This window comes from Luteimonas sp. MJ250 (assembly GCF_039548455.1).
Taxonomy (GTDB): Bacteria; Pseudomonadota; Gammaproteobacteria; order Xanthomonadales; family Xanthomonadaceae; genus Luteimonas.
Genome location: NZ_JBCLVB010000002.1, coordinates 17,784 through 43,573, shown reverse-complemented (window position 1 = coordinate 43,573; position 25,790 = coordinate 17,784). Strand labels below are relative to the sequence as shown.

31 protein-coding genes and 1 pseudogene are annotated in these 25,790 nt (G+C 70.2%); 25 read left to right on the top strand and 7 right to left on the bottom strand.

Features of this window, described 5'->3' with window-relative positions:
* Window positions 1-92 precede the first annotated feature (92 nt).
* Window positions 93-785 (bottom strand): hypothetical protein, encoded by a 693-nt coding sequence (locus WCE37_RS00505; protein WP_343277654.1) that lies wholly within the window; start codon window positions 783-785, stop codon window positions 93-95.
* 181 nt (window positions 786-966) lie between these two features.
* Here WCE37_RS00505 and WCE37_RS00500 point away from each other — a divergent pair, with 181 nt between their 5' ends.
* Together WCE37_RS00500 and WCE37_RS00495 are read left to right on the top strand one after the other, a co-directional pair.
* Window positions 967-1,689 carry an arginyltransferase gene (locus WCE37_RS00500; RefSeq protein ID WP_343277653.1) on the top strand — a complete coding sequence of 241 codons (723 nt, stop codon included), beginning with the start codon at window positions 967-969 and terminating at the stop codon, window positions 1,687-1,689.
* Entirely contained in the window at window positions 1,686-2,918 is a 1,233-nt protein-coding gene (locus tag WCE37_RS00495; RefSeq protein WP_343277652.1) for an endonuclease/exonuclease/phosphatase family protein, read from the top strand. Before WCE37_RS00500 ends, WCE37_RS00495 begins: the two co-directional genes overlap by 4 nt.
* Before the next feature lie 53 nt (window positions 2,919-2,971).
* On the opposite strand, the gene WCE37_RS00490 is transcribed toward WCE37_RS00495, so the two are convergent.
* Window positions 2,972-3,403, bottom strand: coding sequence for a hypothetical protein (locus WCE37_RS00490; RefSeq protein ID WP_343277651.1), 432 nt, complete (start codon window positions 3,401-3,403; stop codon window positions 2,972-2,974).
* A gap of 138 nt (window positions 3,404-3,541) precedes the next feature.
* On the opposite strand from WCE37_RS00490, the gene WCE37_RS00485 reads away from it, so the two are divergent.
* The 5 genes from WCE37_RS00485 to rnk all read left to right on the top strand — a co-directional run bounded on the left by WCE37_RS00485 (window position 3,542) and on the right by rnk (window position 6,579).
* Complete coding sequence (locus WCE37_RS00485; RefSeq protein WP_343277650.1) at window positions 3,542-4,408, top strand: SPFH domain-containing protein; 867 nt, start codon at window positions 3,542-3,544, stop codon at window positions 4,406-4,408.
* A gap of 9 nt (window positions 4,409-4,417) precedes the next feature.
* Complete coding sequence (locus WCE37_RS00480; RefSeq protein WP_343255656.1) at window positions 4,418-4,606, top strand: Arc family DNA binding domain-containing protein; 189 nt, start codon at window positions 4,418-4,420, stop codon at window positions 4,604-4,606.
* Window positions 4,603-5,208, top strand: a complete 606-nt coding sequence (locus WCE37_RS00475; protein WP_343277649.1) for a PH domain-containing protein — start codon at window positions 4,603-4,605, stop codon at window positions 5,206-5,208. Before WCE37_RS00480 ends, WCE37_RS00475 begins: the two co-directional genes overlap by 4 nt.
* A gap of 10 nt (window positions 5,209-5,218) precedes the next feature.
* A complete protein-coding gene (locus tag WCE37_RS00470) occupies window positions 5,219-6,037 on the top strand; it encodes a M15 family metallopeptidase (RefSeq protein WP_343277648.1) in 819 nt (272 codons plus the stop codon).
* Between the two features lie 131 nt (window positions 6,038-6,168).
* Window positions 6,169-6,579 (top strand): nucleoside diphosphate kinase regulator, encoded by a 411-nt coding sequence (gene rnk / locus WCE37_RS00465; protein WP_343255659.1) that lies wholly within the window; start codon window positions 6,169-6,171, stop codon window positions 6,577-6,579.
* A gap of 58 nt (window positions 6,580-6,637) precedes the next feature.
* Here the strand turns inward: rnk and hda are convergent, their stop codons facing one another.
* The 3 genes and pseudogenes from hda to WCE37_RS00450 all read right to left on the bottom strand — a co-directional run bounded on the left by hda (window position 6,638) and on the right by WCE37_RS00450 (window position 9,683).
* Complete coding sequence (hda, locus tag WCE37_RS00460) at window positions 6,638-7,357, bottom strand: DnaA regulatory inactivator Hda (protein WP_343277647.1); 720 nt, start codon at window positions 7,355-7,357, stop codon at window positions 6,638-6,640.
* A 167-nt stretch (window positions 7,358-7,524) separates the two neighbouring features.
* Window positions 7,525-8,604, bottom strand: a pseudogene (locus tag WCE37_RS00455) (AI-2E family transporter); the annotation flags it as partial.
* 11 nt (window positions 8,605-8,615) lie between these two features.
* Window positions 8,616-9,683, bottom strand: coding sequence for a DUF2066 domain-containing protein (locus WCE37_RS00450; protein WP_343277646.1), 1,068 nt, complete (start codon window positions 9,681-9,683; stop codon window positions 8,616-8,618).
* Between the two features lie 113 nt (window positions 9,684-9,796).
* Here WCE37_RS00450 and purM point away from each other — a divergent pair, with 113 nt between their 5' ends.
* The 4 genes from purM to WCE37_RS00430 are packed head-to-tail and all read left to right on the top strand — an operon-like array spanning window position 9,797 to window position 13,036.
* A complete protein-coding gene (gene purM / locus WCE37_RS00445) occupies window positions 9,797-10,843 on the top strand; it encodes a phosphoribosylformylglycinamidine cyclo-ligase (protein ID WP_343277645.1) in 1,047 nt (348 codons plus the stop codon).
* Between the two features lie 11 nt (window positions 10,844-10,854).
* Entirely contained in the window at window positions 10,855-11,517 is a 663-nt protein-coding gene (gene purN, locus WCE37_RS00440) for a phosphoribosylglycinamide formyltransferase (protein WP_343277644.1), read from the top strand.
* Window positions 11,518-11,527: 10 nt separating this feature from the next.
* Window positions 11,528-12,319, top strand: a complete 792-nt coding sequence (locus tag WCE37_RS00435; protein ID WP_343277643.1) for a DUF3108 domain-containing protein — start codon at window positions 11,528-11,530, stop codon at window positions 12,317-12,319.
* A complete protein-coding gene (locus WCE37_RS00430; protein WP_343277642.1) occupies window positions 12,320-13,036 on the top strand; it encodes a DUF3108 domain-containing protein in 717 nt (238 codons plus the stop codon).
* A gap of 113 nt (window positions 13,037-13,149) precedes the next feature.
* On the opposite strand, the gene murA is transcribed toward WCE37_RS00430, so the two are convergent.
* Together murA and WCE37_RS00420 are read right to left on the bottom strand one after the other, a co-directional pair.
* Window positions 13,150-14,409: a UDP-N-acetylglucosamine 1-carboxyvinyltransferase gene (murA, locus tag WCE37_RS00425; protein WP_343277641.1), complete on the bottom strand. Its 1,260-nt coding sequence runs from the start codon at window positions 14,407-14,409 to the stop codon at window positions 13,150-13,152.
* A complete protein-coding gene (locus WCE37_RS00420) occupies window positions 14,409-14,645 on the bottom strand; it encodes a BolA/IbaG family iron-sulfur metabolism protein (RefSeq protein WP_343255667.1) in 237 nt (78 codons plus the stop codon). Before WCE37_RS00420 ends, murA begins: the two co-directional genes overlap by 1 nt.
* 125 nt (window positions 14,646-14,770) lie before the next feature.
* On the opposite strand from WCE37_RS00420, the gene WCE37_RS00415 reads away from it, so the two are divergent.
* The 14 genes from WCE37_RS00415 (at window position 14,771) to WCE37_RS00350 (ending at window position 25,766) form a co-directional block, all read left to right on the top strand.
* Window positions 14,771-15,775 (top strand): KpsF/GutQ family sugar-phosphate isomerase, encoded by a 1,005-nt coding sequence (locus WCE37_RS00415; RefSeq protein WP_343277640.1) that lies wholly within the window; start codon window positions 14,771-14,773, stop codon window positions 15,773-15,775.
* Between the two features lie 10 nt (window positions 15,776-15,785).
* Window positions 15,786-16,337 carry an HAD family hydrolase gene (locus WCE37_RS00410; protein WP_343277639.1) on the top strand — a complete coding sequence of 184 codons (552 nt, stop codon included), beginning with the start codon at window positions 15,786-15,788 and terminating at the stop codon, window positions 16,335-16,337.
* The gene (lptC, locus tag WCE37_RS00405) at window positions 16,334-16,897 is read left to right on the top strand and encodes an LPS export ABC transporter periplasmic protein LptC (protein ID WP_343255670.1); all 564 of its coding nucleotides are present in this window, start codon (window positions 16,334-16,336) and stop codon (window positions 16,895-16,897) included. The genes WCE37_RS00410 and lptC overlap by 4 nt, the downstream gene beginning before the upstream one ends.
* The gene (gene lptA / locus WCE37_RS00400) at window positions 16,878-17,405 is read left to right on the top strand and encodes a lipopolysaccharide transport periplasmic protein LptA (protein WP_343255671.1); all 528 of its coding nucleotides are present in this window, start codon (window positions 16,878-16,880) and stop codon (window positions 17,403-17,405) included. Before lptC ends, lptA begins: the two co-directional genes overlap by 20 nt.
* Window positions 17,405-18,124, top strand: a complete 720-nt coding sequence (lptB, locus tag WCE37_RS00395) for an LPS export ABC transporter ATP-binding protein (RefSeq protein WP_343255672.1) — start codon at window positions 17,405-17,407, stop codon at window positions 18,122-18,124. Before lptA ends, lptB begins: the two co-directional genes overlap by 1 nt.
* A gap of 35 nt (window positions 18,125-18,159) precedes the next feature.
* Window positions 18,160-19,590, top strand: a complete 1,431-nt coding sequence (locus WCE37_RS00390; protein WP_343277638.1) for an RNA polymerase factor sigma-54 — start codon at window positions 18,160-18,162, stop codon at window positions 19,588-19,590.
* Window positions 19,591-19,697: 107 nt separating this feature from the next.
* Window positions 19,698-20,027, top strand: coding sequence for a ribosome-associated translation inhibitor RaiA (gene raiA / locus WCE37_RS00385; RefSeq protein ID WP_343255674.1), 330 nt, complete (start codon window positions 19,698-19,700; stop codon window positions 20,025-20,027).
* Between the two features lie 18 nt (window positions 20,028-20,045).
* A complete protein-coding gene (locus WCE37_RS00380) occupies window positions 20,046-20,519 on the top strand; it encodes a PTS sugar transporter subunit IIA (protein WP_343277637.1) in 474 nt (157 codons plus the stop codon).
* Window positions 20,516-21,475, top strand: a complete 960-nt coding sequence (hprK, locus tag WCE37_RS00375; protein WP_343277636.1) for an HPr(Ser) kinase/phosphatase — start codon at window positions 20,516-20,518, stop codon at window positions 21,473-21,475. Before WCE37_RS00380 ends, hprK begins: the two co-directional genes overlap by 4 nt.
* Window positions 21,472-22,341, top strand: coding sequence for an RNase adapter RapZ (gene rapZ, locus WCE37_RS00370; RefSeq protein ID WP_343277635.1), 870 nt, complete (start codon window positions 21,472-21,474; stop codon window positions 22,339-22,341). The genes hprK and rapZ overlap by 4 nt, the downstream gene beginning before the upstream one ends.
* Window positions 22,342-22,441: 100 nt before the next feature.
* Complete coding sequence (locus WCE37_RS00365; RefSeq protein ID WP_343255678.1) at window positions 22,442-22,834, top strand: PTS sugar transporter subunit IIA; 393 nt, start codon at window positions 22,442-22,444, stop codon at window positions 22,832-22,834.
* A gap of 12 nt (window positions 22,835-22,846) precedes the next feature.
* Window positions 22,847-23,116 (top strand): HPr family phosphocarrier protein, encoded by a 270-nt coding sequence (locus tag WCE37_RS00360; RefSeq protein ID WP_343255679.1) that lies wholly within the window; start codon window positions 22,847-22,849, stop codon window positions 23,114-23,116.
* The gene (ptsP, locus tag WCE37_RS00355; RefSeq protein WP_343277634.1) at window positions 23,116-24,837 is read left to right on the top strand and encodes a phosphoenolpyruvate--protein phosphotransferase; all 1,722 of its coding nucleotides are present in this window, start codon (window positions 23,116-23,118) and stop codon (window positions 24,835-24,837) included. Before WCE37_RS00360 ends, ptsP begins: the two co-directional genes overlap by 1 nt.
* Window positions 24,834-25,766, top strand: a complete 933-nt coding sequence (locus WCE37_RS00350) for a 2OG-Fe(II) oxygenase (protein WP_343277633.1) — start codon at window positions 24,834-24,836, stop codon at window positions 25,764-25,766. The genes ptsP and WCE37_RS00350 overlap by 4 nt, the downstream gene beginning before the upstream one ends.
* Window positions 25,767-25,790 lie beyond the last annotated feature (24 nt).

Here is a 25,790-nt window from a genome sequence, read left to right as displayed (position 1 = left end):
TTGGGGAAAAAACAAAAAAAAAAAGTCCCGCGCCGTGAGCTCTGTCCCGGCACCGGTCGAACCGGTGCCACCCCATCAGTGGAACGCCCGGCTCAACGGCGCTTGCCGGCTTCCAGTTCCGCACGGCTCAGGAAGCCGTCGCGGTTGTCGTCCGTCCATGCGAAGCGCTTCGACAGCCGCGGCATCTTCTCGTCGACCTCGACGCGGCTGAGCTTGCCGTCCTTGTTCAGGTCGGCGGCGGCAAATGCTTCGGCGAAGCGTTCCGCGTGCTTCGCGCGCATCTGCTGCTGCATGTGGTCGCGGTGGGCCGCCACCTCGCTGCGGACGATGTAGCCGTCCTTGTTGGTATCCATGGCATCGAAGTCGAAGCCCATGCGCGGGCCGCGTTCCATGCCGTCGCGGGCGGGATGCTCGGCCCGGGCACCGCGCGGGGATTCGCCGGCACCTGCCTTCTCGCGCTGTGCAATGCGGGCGGCGCGCGCCTGTTCGCGAGCAGCCTTGGCGGCGTCGAACTCGGCGCGGCTGATGCGGCCGTCCTCGTCCGTGTCCATGCGCTCGATGCCGCCGCGCATGGAATGGCCGCCGCGGTGGCCGGAATGGCCCTTGCCGTGGCGCATCGGGCGCTCGCCCTTTGCGGCGCGCGGAGCATCGGTGCGGGCGTCATCTGTGGCGGTGGTGGCCTTGGTGGCACTGGTGGCCGGCGCGGACTGCGCGGCTGCCAGGCCTGCGGCACCAAGGGAAGCCACGGCCAGGGCGGTGGCGAAAAACAGGGCATGACGCTTCATGCGTGTCTCCTTTGCTCGCAGCGGCAGTGCTGCATGTGCATCGATCAACGCGTGGCGCCGGACGTGGTTGACGGTCGGCCGTGGGCGTTCAGCTGGCAGCCGGTTCGCAGCCGCTGCGACGCCGCGCAGTATCCTGCCTGCATGCTTCGCGCCGTCCATGCATCTCCGCGCCGGGTTCGCCATGGCTGAGCCAGCGCCGCTGCGCCTGTTCCACACCGCCGAACACCCCTGCGGCTACTGGCCCGAACGCCCGGCCCGCGACCTGGTGCTTGATCCCGGCGATCCGCGCCTGGCCGAGTCCTATGCCCGCGCGCTGGCCTGGGGCTTCCGCCGCTCCGGCGACCTGGTCTATCGCCCGCACTGCCATGGCTGCCGTGCCTGCGTGCCGGTGCGCATCCCCGTGGCCGACTTCGTACCCAACCGCAGCCAGCGCCGCTGCCTGGTGCGCAATGCCGACGTGCAGGCGCGGATCCTGCCCGCGGACGAGAACGCGGAGCGCTTCGAGCTCTACCGCCGCTATCTCCTCGGCCGCCATCCGGGCGGCGGCATGGACGATCATGGCAAGGCGGAGTTCGCGCAGTTCCTGGTCGGCAGCTGGTCGCAGGGGCGCTTCCTCGAACTGCGCGCGGGCGGACGTCTGCTGGCGGTGGCTGTCACCGACCTGGTGGAGGATGCGCTGTCGGCGGTCTATACCTTCTACGACCCGGACGAGGCCGCGCGCGGCCTGGGCACGCTGGCGGTCCTGCAGCAGATCGCCTGGGCCCGGCGCGACGGCTATCGCCACCTTTACCTTGGCTACTGGATTCAGGGACACACAAAAATGGACTACAAGCGCAACTTCCAGACCCTCGAACACTTTGATGGCCGCAGTTGGCAAACCCTCCCGCGCGGGAGCAACGCATGAGCGCGCGCCTGGCCGCGCTGCTGTGCTGCGCGCTGCTTGCCGGCTGCGTGCGCGTCAACGTCCACGGAGACCCCGGACAGTCCATGACCCCGCCCCAGACCCTCCGCGTTGCCAGCTACAACGCATCGCTCTATTCCGATGACGCCGGCGGCCTGCTGCGGCGACTCGAATCCGACGACGCCGATGCGCGCAAGGTCGCCGCGGTGCTGCAGCGGGTCCGCCCCGACGTGGTGCTGGTCAACGAATTCGACTACGACGCCAGCGGCCGCGCGGCGGATGCCTTCCAGCGCGACTATCTGGATGTTCCGCAGCCCGGCGGCGGCGACCCGCTGCGCTACCCCTACCGCTACATCGCACCGGTCAACACCGGCGTGCCCAGCGGCCTGGACCTCGACCGCAGCGGACACGTCGGTGCCGACGCCGCGACCCCCGGCGAAGACGGGGCCGCCGCCCGCGGGCGCGGCAACGACGCCTGGGGCTATGGCCTGCACCCCGGGCAATACGGGATGCTGCTGCTGTCCATGCACCCGATTGATGCCGATGCGGCACGGACCTTCCAGCAGCTGCGCTGGAGCACGATGCCCGGCGCCGCGCGGCCGGTGGATCCAGGGACCGCTGCGCCCTGGTACGACGACGCCACCTGGGAGCAGCTGCGGCTGTCGTCGAAGTCGCACTGGGACGTGCCGGTACGCACGCCGCTGGGAACCGTGCACGTGCTGGCCTCGCACCCCACGCCGCCCGTATTCGACGGCCCCGAGGATCGCAACGGCGCGCGCAACCACGACGAGATCCGGCTGTGGCGCGAGTACATCGGCAGCGACGACGCACCCTGGCTGTGTGACGACGCCGGCCACTGCGGAGGACTCGCCCGGGAAGCGCGCTTCGTGATCCTCGGCGACCTCAACAACGATCCCGTCGACGGCGACGGTCGCCACGAGGCCATCATCGAACTGCTCGAACACCCGCGCGTGCTGCGCATGGCGACCCCGCGCAGCGAGGGCGCGGCGCACGCCGCCGGGGCCGACCGTCCGGATCGCCGCGGCAGCGTGGCCCATGCCACCGGCGACTTCGGCCCGCGCACCGGCCCGCTGCGCCTGGACTATGCGCTGCCTTCCGCCGGCTTCCGGGCGCTGGATTCAGGCGTGTACTGGCCGGCCCCGGGCGAGGACGGCGCCGCCATCGTCGACGGCAGCGACCACCGCCTGGTCTGGATCGACCTCACCAACTGAGCCAGGGCGCTTCGCAGCCGGGACCGCCGCGGGAGCGCCCCAACCACCTGACCTCAGGGCGCGGGCTTGGCGGCCGCATCACCTTCGGCGGGGGCGGTCACCGCGGGCGAGGCGGTGTCGGCGCTTGCCGGCACCGCTTCGGCCGGTGCCTCCGCGGCCGGCGCCGAGGCGCCAATGACCGGCAGCGCCGCCTGGGCGGCGGCCTCGTAGCTGCGCGGCCCGAAGCCGAACATGCCGCCGCTTTGCCGCGACACGATCATCCGCACCATCGACGTCGGCAACATCAGCTCCAGGGCGACGTCATCACCCGTGGGCATGCGGCCTTTCATGGTCAGCTCGATCAATGCGCCGCCGGTGTCGACTTCGTCGCAGGGCACGTGCGGGCCAACCACCGGGCTGTCCTGGATGTAGGGCTTGATGGCGTCCCCCAGGGCTTCGATCGCCTGCGGGAAAAAGAACACGGCATAGCCGTCGCGGCCTTTCATCGGTGGCTGACTCCCTCGGATTCCAAGGTCGCCATCATCGCAGGTCGGCCGCGGATGCCCGCGACCAGCTTGACAGATAGATATCATTTAGATATCAATAATGTCGGCTCGCCCAACCACGGCCCCCCGGAGAACGCCATGAAGGAAAACCCGATCCGCTCCCTGCCCGGCATTCCGATGCTGCTGCTCCTGCTCGTGGTCGCACTCGCCTGCGGCTGGCTCTTCTTCCAGGCGCTGGTCAACGGCGGCGCCGTGCTGCAGCTGGTTGCGGCGATCGCCATCGGCGGCATCGCGCTGTTCTGCCTTGCCGGCCTGTACATGGTCGAGCCCAACCAGTCGGCGGTGCTGAGCCTGTTCGGCAAGTACGTCGGCACCGTCCACGAGAACGGCCTGCGCTGGAACAATCCCTTCCTCACCAAGCGCAAGGTCTCGCTGCGCATCCGCAACTTCGAAAGCGGCAAGCTCAAGGTCAACGAGCTCGAGGGCAGCCCGATCGAGATCGCGGCGGTGATCGTGTGGAAGGTGGTGGATTCGGCCGAAGCGGTGTTCAACGTCGACGACTACGAAAGCTTTGTCCACATCCAATCCGAGGCGGCGCTTCGCGCCATGGCCACCACCCACCCCTACGACCAGCACGAGGACGGCCAGATGTCGCTGCGCAGCCATCCGGTCGAAATCTCCAACGAGCTCAAGCAGCATCTGGACGAACGCCTGGGCTCGGCCGGCGTCGAAGTCCTGGAGGCGCGCATCAGCCACCTCGCCTACGCGCCCGAGATCGCGCAGGCCATGCTGCAGCGGCAGCAGGCCAACGCGGTGGTCGCGGCACGCACGCGCATCGTGGCCGGTGCCTGCGGCATGGTCGAACTGGCGCTGGCCGAGCTGGAGAAGAGCGGCGTGGTGACGCTGGACGAAGAACGCAAGGCCGCGATGGTCAGCAACCTGCTGGTGGTGCTGTGCAGCGACCGTGGCGCGCAGCCGGTGGTCAACTCCGGCTCGCTGTACTGATGGCGCGCCGTGGCTGAGAAAAAGGCCTATCCACTGCGCATCAATGCCGCGATCCTCGCGGCCGTGCAGCAGTGGGCGGACGACGACCTGCGCAGCGCCAATGCACAGATCGAATACCTGCTGCGCGAGGCGCTGCGCAAGGCCGGCCGGCTGCCCGAACGGGCCGCCGCCAGCGCCGCAAAAACGGAGGGAAAATGACAGTGTCCGATGACAGCAGCCGCCACGGCGCGGTTCACGACAACGATCCGGCCACGGCGCTGGTGCCGGCATCACCGCGCGCGCAGGCCTGGCTGTTCGCGCTGGTGGTGATCCTGCCGCTGGTGCTGGTCGGCCTCACCGAGCTGTCCGGCAGCGGCAGCGGCGAAGGCCAGGAAGCGCTCGCGGTCCGCGCCTTCGCGAGCGTCGCCGCGCTCTGCCTGGTGCTTTGGGGCGCGCTGGCCGCGCTGGTGCGCCGCCATCGCCTGCGGCTGGACGCGGGCGGGCTGGAGGTCGCCACGACCTTCTATCGCCGCCGCTTCGATCCCGATGCGCTGGATCTCGCACGCGCACGCGTGGTCGACATCGACGAGCGTCCCGAATTCCGCGCGATGCTCAGGACCAATGGCGTCTCCATTCCCGGCTTCCGCAGCGGCTGGTTCCGCCTGCGCAGCGGGCAACGGGCGCTGGTGGCTGCCAGTGGCGGAAAGCGCCTGCTGTGGATTCCCACCGCCGCCGGGCATGACCTGCTGCTGCAGCCCGAAAATCCGCAGGCGCTGCTCGACAGGCTGCGCGCAATGGCGGGCAGCGGCGGCAGGCGCTAGCCTTCCCGCCATGCGCGGCCACGACGCCATCCTCGCCAACACCCCGGACATCGAACTCTGGCCGGGCGGCGTGCTGCGCGCACGCGGCAACCGCGACGCCCGTGCCCTGGCCCGCGCTTGCACCGTACTGCGGCGCAAGCGCGACGGCACGCTGCTTGCCGCCGACCTGCCGGAAGGCCTGCTGCCGCTGGTGCCGCGCCTGGCGCGCGAACCCGGGATCGATGCCGCCCTCGACGTCCTCGAGCATCCGCCGCTTCGGGGCCTGCGCACCGGGATCGACGTGGTGCCGACCCTGCCGCCGACGCGCCTGGCCACGCGCCTGGAGGCCTTGGGCATCGACGGTGATGCCTATGCCGCGCGCACTGGACTCGCGCTGGAGCCCGAACCCGCGTGGCTGGACCTGGCCGGCCATGACCGCTACCGGCGCGCGCTGTGGCTGCGCGTGGACGCCGCCCGCGGCTGGCGGACCCTGGTGGCGGCGGCGGCCCGCGACGGCATCGCGCTGGAAGCCGTGTCAGGCTACCGCAGCCACGACTACCAGGCCGGCATCATCGAGCGAAAGCTCGCGCGCGGGATCGCCATCGACGAGATCCTCGCCGTCAACGCGGCCCCCGGCTGGTCCGAACACCATTCCGGGCGCGCCATCGACATCAGCACGCCCGGCGAGCCGGCGGCCGAGGAATCCTTCGAGCAGACCGGGGCGTTCGCGTGGCTCCGCTCCCATGCCGCGGCGTTTGGCTTCACCATGAGCTATCCGCGCGACAACCCGCACGGCATCGTCCACGAGCCCTGGCACTGGCGCTACGATGGGGCCGCGCGAATCGATTGAGATCGCGGCCGGCTGCAGCTACATTGACGGCAACGAACACCATAGCCGCCAGCCCACCCGCGCCCCGGCCGACGCGAGACGTCGCCCGGGGCGCGTTGCTGGCGGCAAGCGCATTGTCAGGAGACGCACGCGTGAACACCCGACCCAAGATCACCATCTCGACGCTGGATTCCGAGCGCCTTGAGAGCCTGCTCGAATCCCTTCCCGACGGCGCCTTTCCCGGCCGCGACGCGCTCGAGGCCGAACTGCTTCGCGCCGACGTGGTCGCGCCCAAGGACGTCCCGGCCACCACGGTGACCATGAACTCCACCGTCCGCTTCCGCGTGGGCCCGGACGAGAGCTTCCTGCTCACCCTGGTCTATCCGCGTGACGCCAACGGCAGCGCCGACCGCATCTCGGTGCTGGCGCCGGTGGGCAGCGCCCTGCTCGGGCTCTCCCAGGGCGACGAAATGGAATGGCCCAAGCCCGGCGGCGGCGCCATCAAGGTGCTGATCGAGGAAGTGACCTACCAGCCCGAGCGCGCGGGCGAGTACCACCGCTGAACACCGGTCGGCGCATCGGAGCCATGGTCGCCGCCAGGCATCCTCGCCACCGGAGTGCTCAAGGGGCCTGAAGCGGCCCGGGGCCGACATTCGGCCCGAGCACTTCGCGCAGAAACGGCACCGTCACCCGCCGCTGCGCCGCCAGCGATGCCCGGTCCAGCGCATCAAGCTGGGTCGTCAGACCGGCCAGGTCACGTCCGGCACGCCTGAGCAACCAGCCGATCGCGGCCTCGTCGAACTGCAGGCCGCGCCTTCGCGCCCGCAGTCGCAGCACCTGGGCGCGGCCGGCGTCGTCCAGCGGCTGCAAGGGGATGCGTACGCACTGCGCCAACCGTGAGCGAAGGTCGGGCAGCCCGGGAGGCAGCGCCGCCGGGGCCGCGGACGCGGCGTAGAGCACGCTGCCTCCCGCGGCGCGGGCGCGGTTGTGGAACTCGAACAGTGCGACCTCGTCGCCACCCCGGCCGGCGATCGCCTCGAGCCCGTCCAAAGCGACCAGTCCGGGGCCATCGCCCAGCGATTCCAGCGCTTCATGCAGGCGTCCGGCGGCCAGTGCCAGCGGAAGATAGGTTGCACGGCGTCCCATGGCATCGGCTTCCGCACATGCCGCCAGCGCCAGATGCGTCTTGCCGGTGCCCGCCGCGCCGTCGAGGTACAGCCAGTCGCCGCTGCCGGCGGCCAGCATGCGCAGCTGCCCGATCGCAGCAGCCGGCGCATCCACGAAGGTGTCGAAACGCTGGTCCGGGGGATAGCGCAGCGCGAGCGGCAGCTGCCGGTTCACGCGCCGTCGCGGCCGGGTCCCGGCCCGGCGTTCCTCGCCGGCACATCGGCGGGATCCGCCGGCGCCCCGGCCGTGGCCGTGGCCGGCACCAGCAGCTGCGCCGGCAGCCCACCGGCCACGCCAACGCTGGTGTCCACCACCACCTCCAGGTCGGCCCCGGCGGCGCGGCCGGCATAGAGCCTGCTGGCGGTGTAGCGCTCATGTGCGAAACGCAGCATGACGTTGACCACCGCCGCCCCCGGCAGCGCGATCAGCATGCCCACGAAGCCGAACAGCACGCCACCGGCCATCACCGCGAAGATCACCGCCACCGGATGCAGTCCGATGCGGTCGCCGACCAGCTTCGGCGTCAGCCAGTAGCTTTCGATCAGCTGGCCCAGGCCGAACACCACGGACACGCCCAGCAGGTGCTGCCAGTCGCCGTACTCGATCAGCGCCGCGATGATGCCCAGGACGATGCCGGTGGCCGGGCCGATGTAGGGAATGAAAGTGAACAGTCCGGCGATCAGGCCGATGAGCAGGCCCAGCTCCAGGCCCACGAGCCACAGGCCGAGGCCGTACATCACGCCCAGGATCACCATCACCAGGAACTGCCCGCGCAGGAAGCCGCCCAGCACGTCGCTGGACTCGCGCGCCAGCCGGCTGGCCGTGTCCACATGGTCACGGGGGATCACCGAGGCCACGCGCTCCACCATGAGGTCCCAGTCGCGCAGGAAAAAGAAGGTGATGACCGGGATCAGCACGATGTTGACCGCCCAGGTCACCATCGCCATGCCCGAACGCGAGACCACGCCCAGGGCGGTCGCGGCGATGCCGCCGGCGCGCTCGGAGTGTTCGCGGAAGAAGTCCAGGATCCGCGCCGGATCCATCCAGGCGTCGATGTCGACTCCCGTGCGCGCCTCCAGCCACGGCAGCGCGGTCTGCAACAGCCAGTCGCGATAGTCCGGCAGGGCTTCGCCCAGGATACTGATCTGGCGCGCGATCATCGGCACCAGGATCACCAGCGCAAGCACCAGGAACAGCACCATCACGGTGAACACCATGACCACCGCGACGTTGCGCGAGCGCCCCGACTCCTCGAGCCGGTCGACCAGCGGATCGCCCATCCACGCCAGCAGAGCCGCGAACACGAACGGCGTCAGCACCGGGCCCAGCCGCCATACCAGCCAGCCGATGACGCAGAGCAGCAGTGCCCACTGCAGGCGGATGAGGAAGCGCGAAACCACCACGTTGGCGTGCTCGTCCATGATCCGGGGCCTCAGCGCAGGTAGAACTCGGGCGGCACGCCTTCGATATTGCCGCCCGACTCGACCAGCACCGTTTCATCCAGCACCCGACGGAAGCCCGCGAGGCCGGTCAGCAGGTCGAGTTCGAGTTCGAGGCTGTTGGGGGTCGCGCGCAGCGGCCGGATGCCGCGCACCACCGAGGTGGACTGCAGCCAGGAGGACAGGCGCACGAAGTCGTTGGCGCTGTTGATGCCGGTCACCACCACGCGTTCGACACCGGGCTCGCCCACGGGGCTGGCCTTGGCATAGCGGCGCACCAGCGCATTGGCCGCACCATCCGCGCCCGAGGCGATGGCGCGGCGCGCCTGCCCGTCTTCTTCGGACCAGGTCGCGAGCACGCGGCCGTCGTCGATGAACGTCCAATCGGCCTTCCAGCCGCCACCGGCGCGATAGAGCTTGCCGACCAGCTGCATCGGCGGGCTGTAGCGCGCGGAAATGCGCGAGATCGCCGCGGTGTCGCCACGCCAGATCGCGCCCACTGCGGCCTTCTCGGCGGCCGTGCCGTTGGGCAGGCCGAGGCGGTAGCCACGCTCGATCGCCCGGTCCAGCACCGGCCGCGCCACGTTGTTCTGACCCAGCGCAACCAGGCGCGGGCCGCTGCCATCGTCGATCGCCAGCCACAGCACGGGCTTCGGCCGCGGCTCCGGCCACAGCGGCAGGCCGAGCGCGCCGGCAATGGCGTTGACCTCGTCCTCGCGGAAACGCACCACCAGCACCGTGCTGTAGGTCGGCGAACCGGCGGCCGAGCGGCCTTCGTCCTGGCGGTAGTCGTAGCCTTCGACGAAATCACCCGCGCGACGCAGTTCGCGCGAAACCCCCGGACGCCTGGCGACGCCGGCATCGCCCGAAAGCTTGCCCAGGACCTGGGCCAGCGCGCGCGAGAAACCGGACTGCCGCGCCGCCTCCGTCTGGCTGCCAACCGTGACTTCGGCCTGGTAGAGGCCGCTGGCCCCGGCGCGATCGCCCTCCACGCGCTGGGCATGGGCCCAGCCCGGGAGCAGAAGTGCGAGGAGCAGCGCGAGCAGCAACGCCTTGGGCATCGTCGTTCCCTGGACCAGTGTCAGGCAGGGATGGTGCCGCAGCCGCGCCGCCGCGTCCATGAAGTTGGCCCGGAGGCTGCTAAAATTCCCGTTTTCCCGCGCGGCGAGCCATCGTGACCAGCCCCACTCCGCTGACCTACCGTGACGCCGGCGTCGACATCGACGCAGGCAATGAAGTCGTCGAACGCATCAAGCCGCTGGTGAAGCGGACCTTCCGTCCCGAGGTGATGGGTGGGCTGGGCGGCTTCGGCGCGCTGTTCGACCTGTCGGGCAAGTACCGCGAGCCGGTGCTCGTTTCGGGCACCGACGGCGTCGGCACCAAGCTCAAGCTGGCGCAGCAGCTCGGCCGCCACGACACCATCGGCATCGACCTGGTCGGCATGTGCGTCAACGACGTGCTGGTGCAGGGCGCCGAGCCGCTGTTCTTCCTCGACTACTTCGCCACCGGCAAGCTCGACATCGACGCCACGGTGGCGGTGGTCGGCGGCATCGCGAAGGGCTGCGAGCTGGCCGGCTGCGCGCTGATCGGCGGCGAGACCGCGGAAATGCCCGACATGTACGCCCCGGGCGAGTACGACCTGGCCGGTTTCACCGTGGGTGCGGTCGAGAAGTCCGAGCTGCGCGACGGTAGCCGCGTGGCCACCGGCGACGTGCTCATCGGCATCGCCTCAAGCGGCCCGCATTCCAACGGCTATTCGCTGATCCGCCGCATCTACGACCGCGCCGGCCGCCCCGGCGACACCGACCTTGGCGGCGTGCGCCTGGAAGACGCGCTGATGGCGCCCACCGCGCTGTACGTGAAGCCGGTGCTGGAGCTGCTGCGCGGCGCCGAGGGCGCGTCCATCCACGCCATGGCACACATCACCGGCGGCGGCCTGACCGAGAACATCGTGCGCGTGGTGCCGGAGGGGCTGGGCGTCGACATCGATGCCGGCGCCTGGGCGATGCCCGCGGTGTTCGAATGGCTGCAGCGCGAGGGCGCCGTGGCTCCCGAGGAGATGTGGCGCACGTTCAACTGCGGCATCGGCTTCGTGCTGGTGGTGGACCCGGCGCGTGCGTCTGCGGTTTCGGCCGCGCTCGACGCGCTGTCGCTCGCGCACTGGACGATCGGGGCGGTGCTGCCGGCGGATGCCGGCGCCCCCCGCCTGCGCATCGGCTGAGCGCGCTGTCCGTGGCCGCAATCCCGCGCCTGGCGGTGCTGGCCTCGGGCCGCGGCAGCAACCTGCAGGCGATTCTCGATGCGGTCGCCGAAGGTCGCCTGCATGCGCGGGTGGCCGGGGTCTTCGGTGACCGCCACAAGGCGTTTGCGCTGGAGCGCGCGCGCGACGCGGGCATCCCGGCGCAGGCATTGCGGCCCCGCGACTTCGCCAGCCGCAGCGAGTTCGACGCTGCACTGTTCGCGGCGGTTGCAGCCGTGGAGCCGGACTTCATCGTCTGTGCCGGATACATGCGCCTGCTCGGGGCCGAGGCGATCGCGCCCTGGGAGGGACGGATCGTCAACATCCACCCATCGCTGCTGCCGGCGTTCAAGGGCCTGGACACGCATGCACGGGCGCTGGAGGCGGGAATGGCGGAACACGGCGCCAGCCTGCACTTCGTCAGCGCCGACCTCGACGGCGGCCCGGTGATTGCGCAGGCGCGGGTGCCGGTGCTGCCCGGAGACGATGCGGATGCCCTCGCGCAACGCGTTCTCGCGGTCGAGCATCCGCTCATGATCTCGGCGCTGGAGCTGTTGTGCACCGGCCGCATCCGCCTTCGGGGCGCCGCGGTCGAGTTCGACGGCCAGGTCCTGCAGGCACCGCTTCAGCTGGCAGCCAACCGCCTGCGGGCATGATCCGCCGGTCATGAACACCTTCTTCCATATCGGGCTGGCGGCCCTGTTTGCCGTCTGCACGCCAGCGCCCGCGGCGGCCAGCCAGGTCGCCGTCCCCGGCGCGTCGGCGCCTTCAACGGACGCGGACGCCCCCGATGACGATGGCCCACCCGCGCTGCAGCCCTTTATCGCGACCTACGACGCCTGGAACCAGGGCAAGCCCGCCGGCACCGCCAGCATGCGGCTCGCGCGCCTGGATGGCGGGCACTGGCAGGTCGACCTCGACGTGACCGGAAACCGCGGCCTTGCCCGCTGGGTGCGGCTGGATATCGACCAGGACACCGTGTTCGACGTGGTCGATGATCGCTATCGCCCACTCCGACAGAGCACCCGGCGCAAGGCGCTGTTCATGGGCCGCGAGGTCGAGGGCGTGTACGACTGGGATGCGGGCTTCGCCAGGTGGAGCGGTGACATCAAGCAGACACGGCGGGAGCCGGTGGCGCTGCAGCAAGGCGACATGAGTGGCCTGCTGATCAACCTCGCGATCGTCCGCGATGCCGAGCCCGGGCGAAGCCTTGGCTACCGGTTCGTGGACGGTGGCCGCGTGCGTGACCACCGGTACTCGGTGGCCGAGGTCGCCGAACACGTCGAAGTCGACGGCCTGTCTTACCGGGCCATGCGGGTTTCACGCACCAACGGCGGCAATGATGAAACGATCTTCTGGGTGGCGCGCGGCGTTCCCACGCCGATCCGCATCCTGCAGAGGGAAAACGGCGAAGACGCCATCGACCTGCGGCTGGTCGAATACCAAGGAGTCCAATAGATGCAGTACATCAAGTCCCTGCGCGGCCGTGCCGCGATGATCGGTGCCGGCCTGTCGCTCGCACTGGCATTCACGCCCGCGCTCGCGATCGAAGCATTCAGCGCCGATTACCAGGCCAATTACATAGGCATGGAAGCGACCGCGAAGATGACCCTCGCCAGCGTTGGCAAGGATCGTTGGGAATACCGCATCGACATCGGCGGCATGGGCGCCGAGCTGGAACAGAGCACCACGTTCGAAGTCGACGGCAAGCAATGGCGCCCGATCAAGAGTGTCGACAGCCAGCGCGGCACCAGCGGCCTCGCGGCGATGCTGGTCAAGCGCAAGACAGTGACCGCCGATTACGACTGGGACCGCGGCGAAGCGCGCTGGACCGGCGACATCAAGGACGATCGCGCGGGGCCGGTGAAACTGCGCGCCGGCGATCTCGACGGCATGCTGATGAACCTGGTCCTGGTGCGCGACGTGGCCGCGGGCAAGCCACTCGACTACCGCCTGGTCGAGGACGGCCGGGTCAAGCACCAGACCTTCCAGGTCGCCGGCGAAGAAGCCATCCAGGTCGGCGGCAAATCGCACCAGGCCACGCGCGTGGTGCGCAGGGACGGCAAGCGCGAAATCATCGCCTGGGTCGTGGATGGCCTGCCGGTGCCGGCGCGGGTGCTGCAGCGCCGGGATGGCAAGGACCACATCGACCTGAAGCTGACCGCCGTCAACTGAGCCGCACCCCGGACCGAAACCCGCGGCACGCATATGACCAGGGCCCTGCATCGCGGGGCCCTTTTTGTATGGTTCTCTCCGATTCCCGATTGCCTGGGGCTTGGGTGTCCGCCTCAGTCGATGCGGCGGATCCGCGCGCCCAGGCCCGACAGCTTGCGTTCGATGTGCTCGTAGCCGCGGTCCAGGTGGTAGACGCGATCAATCACCGTCTCGCCCTCGGCCACCAGCCCGGCCAGCACCAGCGACGCCGAGGCACGCAGGTCGGTGGCCATCACCGGCGCGCCGCTCAGGCGCTCGACGCCGGTAACCGTGGCCCGGTTGCCGTCGACGTGAATCTCCGCGCCCAGGCGCATGAGCTCGTTCACGTGCATGAAGCGGTTCTCGAAGATCGTCTCGTCAATCGTCGCCACACCTTCGGCGATGCAGTCCATGGCCATGAACTGCGCCTGCATGTCGGTCGGGAACCCCGGGTGCGGCGCGGTTGTGATGTCGACCGCGCGCGGACGGCGGCCGCGCATGTCGGCGGTGATGCGGTCACCGTCGATGCTGATGTCGGCGCCGGCGGCGGCCAGCCGTTCCAACACCGCATCCATGGTGTCCGGACGCGCATGGGTGACCGTGACCCGGCCGCCGGTGATGGCCGCCGCCACGAGGAACGTGCCCGCTTCGATGCGATCGGCGACCACGTCATGGCGCGCGCCGTGCAGGCGGTCGACGCCGCGAACGATGATGCGCGAATCGCCCGCGCCTTCGATATCGGCGCCCATCGCCAGCAGGCAGTTTGCGAGGTCGACGATTTCCGGCTCGCGCGCTGCGTTGTCGATCACCGTCGTGCCCTGCGCGAGCGTCGCCGCCATCAGCAGGTTTTCGGTCGCGCCCACGCTCACCGTGTCGAACACCACGTGCCCGCCCTGCAGGCGGCCGGCACGCGCGTTGATGAAGCCGTGTTCGACCGTGATCCGCGCGCCCAGCGCTTCCAGCGCGCGGATGTGCAGGTCGACCGGACGCGAGCCGATGGCGCAACCGCCGGGGAGTGCGACCTCGGCGGCGCCGTGGCGGGCGACCAGTGGCCCCAGCACCAGCACCGACGCGCGCATGGTGCGCACCAGTTCGTAGGGGGCGATGTGGCTGTCGACGCTGCGCGGGTCGACCACCATGTGGCTGCCGTCGGCATCGTGGGTGACGCCGGCACCCAGTCCGTCAAGCACGCGCGCGGTCGTGACCACGTCGTGCAGGTGAGGCACGTTGCCGATCTCCACCGGCTCGTCGGCAAGCAGCGTCGCGCACAGGATGGGCAGCACGGCGTTCTTAGCGCCGGACACGCGGACCTCGCCCTCCAGGGCCACGCCGCCTTCAACAACGATCTTCTGCATCAGGCCGGCCGCGGCTCGTCCGGCGTCACCGTGCGCAGCGCCAGGGCGTGGATCTCGTTGCCCATCAGTGCGCCCAGGGTGGCGTAGACCATGCGGTGGCGCGCCAGCGGCAGGCGACCGGCGAAGTCCGGGTGCACCACCAGCGCTTCGAAATGCACGCCGTCATCGCCGCGCACCTCGACCTCCGCGCCGGGCAGGCCCTGTTCGATGAGATTGCGGATGGTGTCTGCGTTCAAGGCGTGGTCCCGGTCATGAAGGGCGTGTAAGCGGCCTGTCCGCGCCGGCACTGCAGGCCGCAGGCCGAGGGACAAATCCGCGTAAGATGAACGGGTTAGCATAACCAATAAGGGCCCGGCCCGTAATGTCCGGCACCAGCAAACAGTCCGAGAACGCCGCGCCCGCGCATGATTTCGCGGCAAGTGGCCGCCGCGTGTTCGACATCGAGGCCCGCGGCCTCGCGGCCGTGGCCGCGCGCATCGATGGCGATTTCACGCGCGCCTGCAGCCTGCTCCTGGCCTGTCGCGGCCGCGTGGTCTGCACGGGAATGGGCAAGTCCGGCCACGTGGCACGCAAGATCGCCGCCACCCTGGCCTCCACCGGCACGCCCGCATTCTATGTCCACCCCGGCGAAGCCGGCCACGGCGACCTCGGCATGGTCACCGATGCCGACATCGTGCTGGCGCTCTCGTACTCGGGCGAATCCGACGAACTGCTGCAGCTGCTGCCGGTGCTCAAGCGCCAGGGCAACGCATTGGTGGCGATGACCGGGCGCACCGGCTCCACGCTCGCCCGGGCGGCGGCCGTCCACCTCGACGTCAGCGTGCCCGAGGAGGCCTGCCCGCTGCACCTGGCGCCGACCTCCAGCACCACCGCCTCGCTGGCGATGGGCGATGCGCTCGCGGTGGCGCTGCTGGAGGCGCGCGGCTTCACCGCTGACGACTTCGCCCGCTCGCACCCCGCCGGCGCGCTCGGGCGCCGCCTGTTGCTGCACATTGCCGACGTCATGCACACCGGCGACGCCGTGCCCCGCGTCCTCGCCGACGCCACCGTGAGCGAAGCGCTGGCCGAGATCAGCCGCAAGATGCTGGGCATGACCGCCGTGGTGGATGGCGACGGCCGCCTGCTCGGCCTGTACACCGACGGCGACCTGCGCCGCAGCCTGGACGCCGGCATCGACGTGCGCAGCACCGCGATCGCGGACGTGATGACCCGCGACCCGCGGACCATCGGCGCCGATGCGCTTGCCGTCGAGGCCGCACAGCTGATGGAAGCGCACAAGATCGGTGCCCTGGTGGTGGTGGACGGCGCTGGTCGCGCGGTCGGCGCGCTGAACATTCACGACCTGTTGCGCGCGCGCGTGGTGTGATCGCGCGTCCATGTCGACCTCGCCTCCCGCCTCCCCCTCCCCCGGGCTGCTCGCGCGCGCCGCGCGCATCCGGCTTGTCTGTTTCGACGTCGACGGCACCCTGACCGACGGCCGCCTGTACATCGCCAGCGATGGCACCGAGACCAAGGCCTTCCATGTCCATGACGGCCTGGGCATCTCGCTGCTGCGCCGCGCCGGCATCGCGGTCGCCTTCGTCACCGCGCGCACCAGCCCGGCGGCGGAAGTCCGCGCCCGCGACCTCGGCGTCGAGGCCTACACCGGCATCAAGGACAAGCAGGCCTGCGTGGACGGACTGTGCCGGCGCCTGGGGCTGGCCGCCGACGAGGTGGCGTTCATGGGCGACGACCTGACCGACCTCGCCGTGCTCTCCAGCGCCGGCCTGGCGGCGGCGCCGGCCGACGCCCATCCCGCGATCCTGGGCAGCGTGCACTGGCAGGCGTCGGCGGGCGGTGGCCGCGGTGCGGCGCGCGAATTCTGCGACCTGCTGCTGGCCGCGCGCGACGATGATGCCGGCGATGACGCCGGGACGGCGCGCCAATGAACTGGCGCGCCGCGATGATCCTCGTGTTGCTGGTTGCCGCGATCGCCAGCGGCTGGTCGGCATGGCGGCAGCGCGCCGACATCGCCGACGCGACCGCGACCAGCAACCGCTCCGACTACGTGCTCGAGGACTTCCAGCTGGTGTCGCTCGACAGCGATGGCCGGGAAGCCTTCACCCTCCGCGCCCCGCACCTGCATCGCAACCCCGCGGACGAGACCATGTCGCTGCGCGAGCCGGTCTTCCTGCTGCCCGAAGAAGACAGCGGGTTGTACTGGGACCTGCGCGCAGCCACCGGCTGGATCAGCGCCGACAGCGAGGAGATGCGCCTGCGCGGCGAGGTGGTGGTGGTATCCGACCCCGCCGGCAGCCGCGAAATGCGCATGGACACCGAGGCCCTGGACGTGTTCCCGGGCCAGCGCCGGGCCCGCAGCGACGCCTCCGTGACCATCACCCAGCCCGGCACTACAATGCGCGGCATTGGCATGGAAGCCGACCTGGCCGACAAACGCTTCAAGCTCAACTCCAAGGTCCAGACCCGCTATGTCCCCACGCGCCGCTAGCCTCGCCACGCTCATCGCCATCGCCGCGGCCCTGGCTGCCGCTCCCGCGTGGGCGAAATCCAGCGACCGCACCCGGCCGATGGACCTGACCTCCAACAGCCAGGACTGTTCGCTGGCCGACGACGGCAGCCCCTGCGTCTTCATCGGCAACGTGCGCATCGTGCAGGGCACGCTCGACGTGCGCGCAGCCAAGGCCGACGTCCGTCGCGGCGGCGGCGACATCCAGAAGGTGATCCTGACGGGATCGCCCGTGCGCCTGCAGCAGGAGCTCGACGACGGCGGCGCGATCGATGCCACCGCCGGCAACGTCGACTACAACCTGCAGACCGAAACCGTGGTCTTCACCGGCAACGTCGAGATCAACCAGCCCGGTCGCGGCACCATGGCCGGCGGTCGCATCGTCTACAACATGGCCACCGGCCGCGTGCAGGGTGGCGGCCAGGACGGCCAGCAGATCCGCACCCGGATCCTGCCCAAGGGAGCGAAGGCGACCGGGGACGGCGGCTGATGCTGGTCGCCGAGGGCCTGCGCAAGCGTTATGGCCAGCGCGAAGTCGTGCGCGAATTCGGACTGACCCTGGAAGCGGGCGAAGTCGTCGGCCTGCTCGGCCCCAACGGCGCCGGCAAGACCACCTGTTTCTACATGATCGTCGGCCTGGTGCCGGCGGACGCGGGACGCATCGTGCTCGACGGCCGCGACATCACCGGTGAACCGATGCACCGGCGCGCGCGCCTCGGCGTCGGCTACCTGCCGCAGGAACCTTCGGTGTTCCGCAAGCTCAGCGTGGCCGACAACATCATGCTGGTGCTCGAGCTGCGCGAGGACCTCGACCGCAAGGGCCGCGAGGCCGAGCTGGCTTCGCTGATGGACGAACTGCAGGTCGGCCACGTGGCCGGCCAGCATGGCGCAAGCCTTTCCGGCGGCGAGCGGCGGCGCGTCGAGATCGCCCGGGCGCTGGCAGCCCGCCCACGCCTGATCCTGCTCGACGAACCCTTCGCCGGCGTCGACCCGATCTCGGTCGGCGAGATCCAGCGCATCGTCCGTCATCTGAAGAATCGCGGCATCGGCGTGCTCATTACCGACCACAACGTGCGCGAGACCTTGGGCATTTGCGACCGCGCGTATATCCTCAGCGATGGTGGCGTGCTCGCACAGGGGGCTCCGGACGCGCTGCTGGCCGACCCGGACGTGCGCCGGGTCTACCTCGGGGAGTCCTTCCGGCTGTAAAGCGGGAGGTGCGTCCTCGCCTGATCGGGAACGCCGTGAAGCCTCGCCTGCAGACATCGCTGGGACAGCACCTGGTACTGACGCCGCAGCTGCGTCAGGCGCTGCATCTGTTGCAACTCCCGATCCCCGAACTCGAAGCCGAGATCACCGCGGCCGTCGAGAGCAATCCGCTGCTGGAGTGGGACGAATCCTCGCCGCTGTCCGCGTCGGCCGAAGACGGTCCCGGCAGCGACGAACAGCGCGCCGACAGCGACGCCGAACGCACGGCGGACGACCACGACTGGGACGACCAGCGCGACGTCGCGTGGGCCGAGAGCGGGGGCGGCGGCGGCCGCGACGGCGACCCGGACGGCGACGCGTCCGAGCGCATCGCCCAGTCGGAAACCCTGCGCGGCCACCTGTCCTGGCAGCTCAACCTCAGCCACCTGTCGCCGCGCGAGCTGGCGATCGGCGAGGCCCTGGTCGACGCCATCGACGACGATGGCTACCTGCGCGAGCCACTTTCCGCCATCGCCGAAGCGATGGCCCCCGAGCTGCGGTGCGACGAAGCCGAGATCAACGCCGTGCTGCAGCGGGTGCAGCGACTGGACCCGACCGGCGTCGGCGCGCGCGACCTCGGCGAGTGCCTGCTGCTGCAGCTGGAGGTCTTGCCGACCGACACGCCCGGCCATGCGGTGGCGAAACACGCGGTGGCCACCCTGATCGAACGCATCGCCAAGCTCGGCGCCCCGGGCCTGGCCGACGCCCTGCACTGCAGCGAGGACGAAGCCAACGCGGCGCTGCAGCTGATCCGCAGCCTCGACCCGCGCCCCGGCTCCAGCATCGGAGGCATGCCGCACGACACCTATGTGGTGCCGGACTGCAGCATCTCGCGCCACAACGGCATCTGGAAAGTGTCGCTGGCCGGCGGCCGCCACGCCAGCCTGACCATCCATCGCGGCTACGAACAGATGCTGCAGCACACCGTCGGCGCCGACGCCGGCTACCTGCGCGGGCGCCTGCAGGAAGCGCGCTGGCTGCTAAAGAACCTCGCCGCCCGCGGCGAAACGCTGCTCAAGGTCGTGCACTGCCTGGTGCGCGAACAGTCGGGCTTCCTCGAGTTCGGCGCCCAGGCGCTGCGGCCGCTGACCCTGCGCGAAGTCGCGGCGCAGATCGGCATGCACGAGTCCACCGTGTCGCGCGCGGTCGCCCGCAAGCACGTGCACACGCCGCGCGGCACCATCCCGCTGCGCGCATTCTTCGCATCGGGAATCGACACCGGCGGCGGCGGCGAAGCCTCCAGCATCGCGATCCAGGACATGATCCGGCGCCTGGTGGACGCCGAGGATCCACGCAAGCCGCTCTCCGACGCACGCCTGGCCGAACGCCTGAAGGACAGCGGCGTACCGGTGGCCAGGCGCACCGTGGCCAAGTACCGCGAGGCGCTGAACATCCCGTCCTCGCACGAGCGCGTGCGCATCGCCTGAACGCCACGTCGCCGCTTCCCGCCCTCCGGGGGCTGGGTTAACCTGTCCATGACACCCACTGCGCCGCGATGCGCGATGCTGTGGCTCCCACCGAGAAGGAGGTTGCGATGCTCATCGAGACCCACGGCCAGCAGATGGACGTCACCCCGGCGCTGCGCGATTACGTCGAGACCAAGCTTGGCCGCCTGTCGCGGCTGTACGACCCGCCGCTGCAGGTCCGCACCCAGCTCAGCATCGACAAGCCCGACCACCGCGCCGAAGCCACCGTCAGCGTGGCCGGCAAGACGCTCCACGCCGACGCCCGCGCCGCCGACATGTACGCGGCCATCGACCTGCTCGCCGACAAGCTCGACCGGATGCTGGTGAAGGAGAAGAAGAAAATGATCGACCACCATCGCCGCGGCGGCAATCCCGTGCGCGACGGCGAGTTCGGCTGAGGCACAGAAGGCCCGGGGATGCCATACACCGACCTGCTCTCCGCCAGCCGCATCGTGCAGGTGGTGTCGCCCGGCAGCCGTGACCAGGTCCTGGATGTCGCCGCCCGCCTGCTGGGCGGCAACTCTCCGGAATGGACCGGGCTGATCGCCAATGGCCTTCGCGACCGCGAAGCCGTCGGCAGCACCGCGATTGGCCACGGCGTCGCCATTCCCCACTGCCGCAGCGACTCCTGCAGCGAGCCGCTTGCCGCCTTCCTGCGGCTGGCGAACCCGATAGATTTCAACGCGCGCGACGGCGAACCGGTAGACCTCGTCTTTGCCATGGCGGTCCCCGGCGATCGCACCCAGCAACACCTCGATACCCTTTCCGAGCTGGCAGGGCGTTTCGCCGATGCCGACTTCCGACAGACCGTGCGACACGCACCGGACATCAACGCGCTGCGTGCGCTGCTCCTGCGCTCGGGCGGCTCGCCCGCGGCGCGATCGGCATGAAGGCGGTGATCACCGCGCAGGCGCTGTTCGACCAGCTCCGCGAACGACTTGAGCTGAAGTGGCTCGCCGGCCGGGCCGGCGCCACGCGCCAGCTCGAGTCGGTCGACACCGTGTCGCGCCGGCCGTCGCTGGCCGGTTACCTCAACATCATCTATCCCAACAAGGTGCAGATCCTCGGCAGCGAGGAACTGGCCTGGCTCGACGGCCTGGAGCCCAGGCAGCGCTGGGAAACACTGGAGAAGATCCTGCAGTTCGGGCCGCTGGCGCTGGTGGTCAACAAGGGCCAGCCCTGCCCGGAGGACCTGGTGGAGATGGCCGAAGAGTCGGGCATCGCGCTGTGGTCGTCGCAGCGCCGCGGCCACGAGCTCTACAACGTGCTGCAGTACCACCTGGCCGGTGCGCTGGCGCCCAGGGTCACGCTGCACGGGGTGTTCATGGAGATCTATTCCATCGGCGTGCTGATCACCGGCGAGTCCGGGACCGGCAAAAGCGAGCTCGCGCTGGAGCTGGTGACGCGCGGCCATCGCCTGGTCGCCGACGACGCCCCGGAATTCGCGCAGATCGCCCCCGACGTCCTCGACGGCACCTGTCCCGAACTGCTGCAGGACCTGCTCGAGCTGCGCGGGCTTGGCGTGCTCAACATCCGCGAGATGTTTGGCGATACCGCGGTGAAGCGGAACAAGTACCTGCGCCTGATCGTCCATCTCGCACGGCCCGAGGACGGCCGCGAGGCGCGCGACCCCAGCGGCATGGTGCGCCTGACCGGCGACCTCGGCGCCCGCCGCGTGCTGGACCTGGACGTGCCGATGATCACCCTGCCGGTGATGCCCGGCCGCAACCTCGCGGTGCTCACCGAAGCCGCCACCCGCGTGCACGTGCTGCGCGCAAAGGGCGTGGACCCGGCGTCCGCCTTCCTCGCGCGCCACTCCCATTTCCTCGAGCGGGGCATGTCATGAACACCGCCAACAACTCGCTGATCATCGTCAGCGGCATGTCCGGAAGCGGCAAATCCGTGGCCCTCAACACGCTCGAAGACCTCGACTTCTACTGCGTCGACAACCTGCCGGCGGAGCTGCTGCCCGACTTCGTGCGCAGCGCCACCCATCCCGAGCGCGCCTCGCAGAAGCTCGCGGTCGGGGTCGACGTGCGCAGCCGCGGCGACCTTGCCAGCATGCCCGAGTGGCTGTCTGCGGTCGGGGCGATGGGCTTCGACCCGAAGCTGGTGTTCTTCGACACCATCGACGACGTCCTGCTCAAGCGCTACGCCGACACCCGCCGCCGGCACCCGCTGACCCGGCTTGGACTGGCGCTGTCGGACGCCATCGCGCTGGAACGCCAGGTGCTGCGCCCGCTGGTCTCGCTGGCCGACGTCATCATCGACACCAGCGAATTGAACGTGCACCAGCTGCGCCGCCGGGTCCTGACCGATCTCGGCCTGAGCATGGACTCATCGCTGTCGCTGCTGTTCGAATCCTTCGCCTACCGCCGCGGCGTGCCTCCGGACGCGGACTTCGTGTTCGACGCCCGGGCCCTGCCCAACCCGCACTGGGATGCCCGACTGCGGCCGCTGTCGGGTCGCGACGGTCCGGTGCGCGAGTTCTTCGCGGCACAGCCGGAGGTCGTCGAGTACCTGCAGCACGTCAACGGCTTCCTCGACGCCTGGCTGCCGCGCATGCATTCGTCCACGCGCAGCTACGTCACCGTCGCCTTCGGCTGTACCGGCGGCCGCCACCGTTCGGTCTACCTGGCAGAAGCCGCGGCGGAACACGCGCGCGCGCAAGGCTGGAAGGAAGTCGCCACCCACCATCGCGGGCTGGATTGATCGCCCGACCCGGCGCGGGCCGGCCGCGGCCAGCGCTGGAATCTGCGGATCCAGCACGCGCCGCTTCCTGAGGGTCACGCGGCTCTGCTAATTTGTATCGATGGCCGTCGGCATCCTGCTCATCACCCACGTTGGCATCGGCACCGCGTTCAAGGCGGTGGCGGGCCGGCTTCTGGGTACGCTGCCCCTCGCGATCGAAGTCTTCGAGATGTCCTATGACGCCGATCCGGACGCCATGCTGCCAGCCGCCAGCGCCGCCCTGCGTCGCGCCGACAGCGGCGACGGCGTGCTGCTGCTGACCGATGTCTATGGCGCCACCCCCGCCAACCTGGCCGCGCGCCTGGCCCACTTGGGCACGCCGGTGCGTCGCGTCTCGGCGCTGAGCCTGCCAATGCTGCTGCGGGTATTGAACTATCCCGAACTGCCGCTGGACCAACTGCCCGCGGTGGCCGCCGCTGGCGCACGCAATGGAGTGGTGCACGATGACGCTTGAGGCGGGACTGCCATGATCGAACGCGAACTCACCGTGTCCAACCGGCTGGGGCTGCACGCGCGCGCCACCGCGCGCCTGGTGCAGCTGCTGTCGGACTACGACGTCAACGCGACCCTCACCGCCAAGGGTCGCGAGGTCAATGCCAAGAGCATCATGGGAGTGATGCTGCTTGCAGCCGGCACCGGCACCGCCGTCAGGCTGTGTGTCGACGGGCCGGACGAAGTGGCCGCCGCCGACGCCGTGTGCGGGCTGTTCGAGCGGCGATTCGACGAGGACAGCTGATGCGCCAGCTGCTGCCCGGCCACGGCGCATCCCGGGGCAACGCCCTGGGCCGCGCCCGGGTGCGGCATCCGCACGCGCTGGAGGTCGCCGAGGAGCGCATCACCCGCGCCGCGGCACCCGGCGAGGTGGCGCGCCTGCACGAGGCCATCGACATGGTGCGGGCCGACCTGCGCGACCTGCGCTCGCGCCTGCACGGCGCGCTCGCCAAGGAGGTCGGCGAATTCCTCGACCTGCATGCCCTGCTGCTTGACGACCCCGAGCTGCTGCAGGGCCTGGACGATCTCATCACCCGCGATCTCTACGGCGCCGACTACGCGCTGCGCATGCAGCGCAACCGCCTGGCCGCGGTGTTCGAGAGCATGGACGACCCCTATTTCCGCAGCCGCATCGAGGACATCGACCACGTCATCGGCCGCATCCATGCCGCACTGCACCGGCACGACGCCAGGCCGACGGGCGTGGCCGGCGAAATCCTGGTGGCCGACGCCCTGGGACCGTCGGAAATCGCGCGGCTGCATGCGCGCGGCGTGATCGGCATCGTGACCGCGGGTGGCAGCCTGCTGTCGCACAGCGCCATCCTCGCACGCAGCCTGCACATCCCGCTGGTGGTGGGCGCGCCGCAGGCACTGGCCCAGGTCAACGACGGCGACGTGCTGATGATCGACGGCACGACGGGGCTAGTGATCGTCGATCCCTGCGCCGACGACCTGCTTGCGCACCGCGAACGCGTGCGCGAAGGCAAGCGCGAGCGGCGCCAGCTGCACCGCCTGCGCCGCGAGCCCTCGCGCACCCTCGACGGCATCGACATCCGCCTGTATGCGAACGCCGAGACCCGCGAGGACGTGGCCGAGGCACACGCCCTCGGTGCGGCCGGGATCGGGCTCTACCGCACCGAATACCTGTTCCTGCAGCGCAACGAGCTGCCGTCGGAGGACGAACAGTTCGTTGCCTACCGCGACCTCGTCCTCGGCATGACCGGGCGCATCGCGACCATCCGCACCCTCGACGTTGGCGCCGACAAGGCCGACGACAGCGGACTCGTGCTGCCCGGCGAGCCCAACCCGGCGCTGGGCGTACGCGGCGTGCGCCTGGCGCTGAGCCGGCGCGAAGTGTTCACCACCCAGCTGCGCGCGATCCTGCGTGCGTCCGGCTATGGTCCGCTGCGGATCCTGCTGCCGATGGTGGCGCGGCGCGAAGAGCTGGTCGCCGCGCGCCGGCTCGTGCGCCAGGTCGGCGCGCGCCTGCGTCGCGACGGGCATGCGGTGTCCGACACCATTCCGCTGGGGGCGATGATCGAAGTGCCGGCGGCAGCCATCGCGCTGCCGGCGCTGATCGACATGGTCGACTTCATCTCGATCGGCACCAACGACCTGGTGCAGTACCTGCTCGCGGCCGACCGTGGCAACGACGCCCTGCAGGAGCTCCACAGTCCGCTGCACCCCGCGGTGATCCAGCTGCTGCACCAGGTGCTGGCCACCGCGCGGGCGCATGGCCGCCCGGCGGCGATCTGCGGCGAGATGGCCGGCGATCCCCTGTTCACCCCGCTGCTGCTGGCGCTCGGGCTGGAGGAATTCAGCCTGCACCCGGCGACCCTGCTCGAAGTGCGGCGCGAAGTGCGCGCGCTCGACCTTGCCGCGCTCAAGCAGCGCCTTCCGACGCTGCTGCGCGCCCGCGACCAGGCCGGCATCGCGCGCTGGCTGGCGGCGGCCACCGCGACATGAGCGGTGATGACGCCCTCGCCGGCATCATCGCACCCGCGGTGATCGAGGATGCAGGAGCAACGCGGGCCGGTTTCCTCTCGGCCACGCCCTTTCGCCACTGCGTCATGGAAGGCTTCTTCGTCCCCGCGTTCGCCGACGCACTGCTGGCGCAGTTCCCGGCCTTCGAACGGGGCAACGCGCTCAACGAGGATGGCATCGCGAGCGGCAAGTCCACGGTCGAGCGCATTCGCGGACTGGGCGAGGCGTATGCCCGGCTGGATGCCTGCATCCGGTCGCCCGGGTTCCTCGGCCTGGTCGAACGGATGACCGGCATCGACGGCCTGCTCTACGACGTCGACTATTTCGGCGGCGGCACCCACGAGAACCGCGACGGCCAGAGCCTCGACAACCACATCGACTTCAACCACCACCCCGCCACCGGCTGGCACCGGCGCCTGAACCTGATCGTGTACCTCAACCCGGAGTGGGACCCGGACTGGGGTGGCGCGCTCGAGCTCCATCGCGACCCGCATGATCCCGACGCCGATGAAGTGGTCGCGGTCGTCCCTGGGTACAACCGCTGCGTGATCTTCGAGACCACCGAGCACAGCTGGCACGGCTTCCCCCCGATCCGCCTGCCGCCGGAACGGGCCGGGCTCACCCGGCGATCGATCGCGCTGTACTTCTATACGCGCGAGCGGCCGAGCGACGAAGCCGCATCGCCGCACTCCACCGTATACGTGGACCGCCCGCTGCCTGCCCGCATCGCGCCTGGCCGCGTGCTGACCGCGCGCGACATCGAGGAGCTGCGCGAGCTGCTCGCACGCCGCGATGCGCACAGCCGGCGCCTGTATGGCGAGATGCGCCTGCTCCAGGCGGAGCTGGGCCGGAGTTTCGCAAGCCGACTGTTCGCGGCCGCGCGGCGAATCCTTGCACGCTTCAGGCGCTGAGCCCTGGCCGCGGGGTGGGCAGCG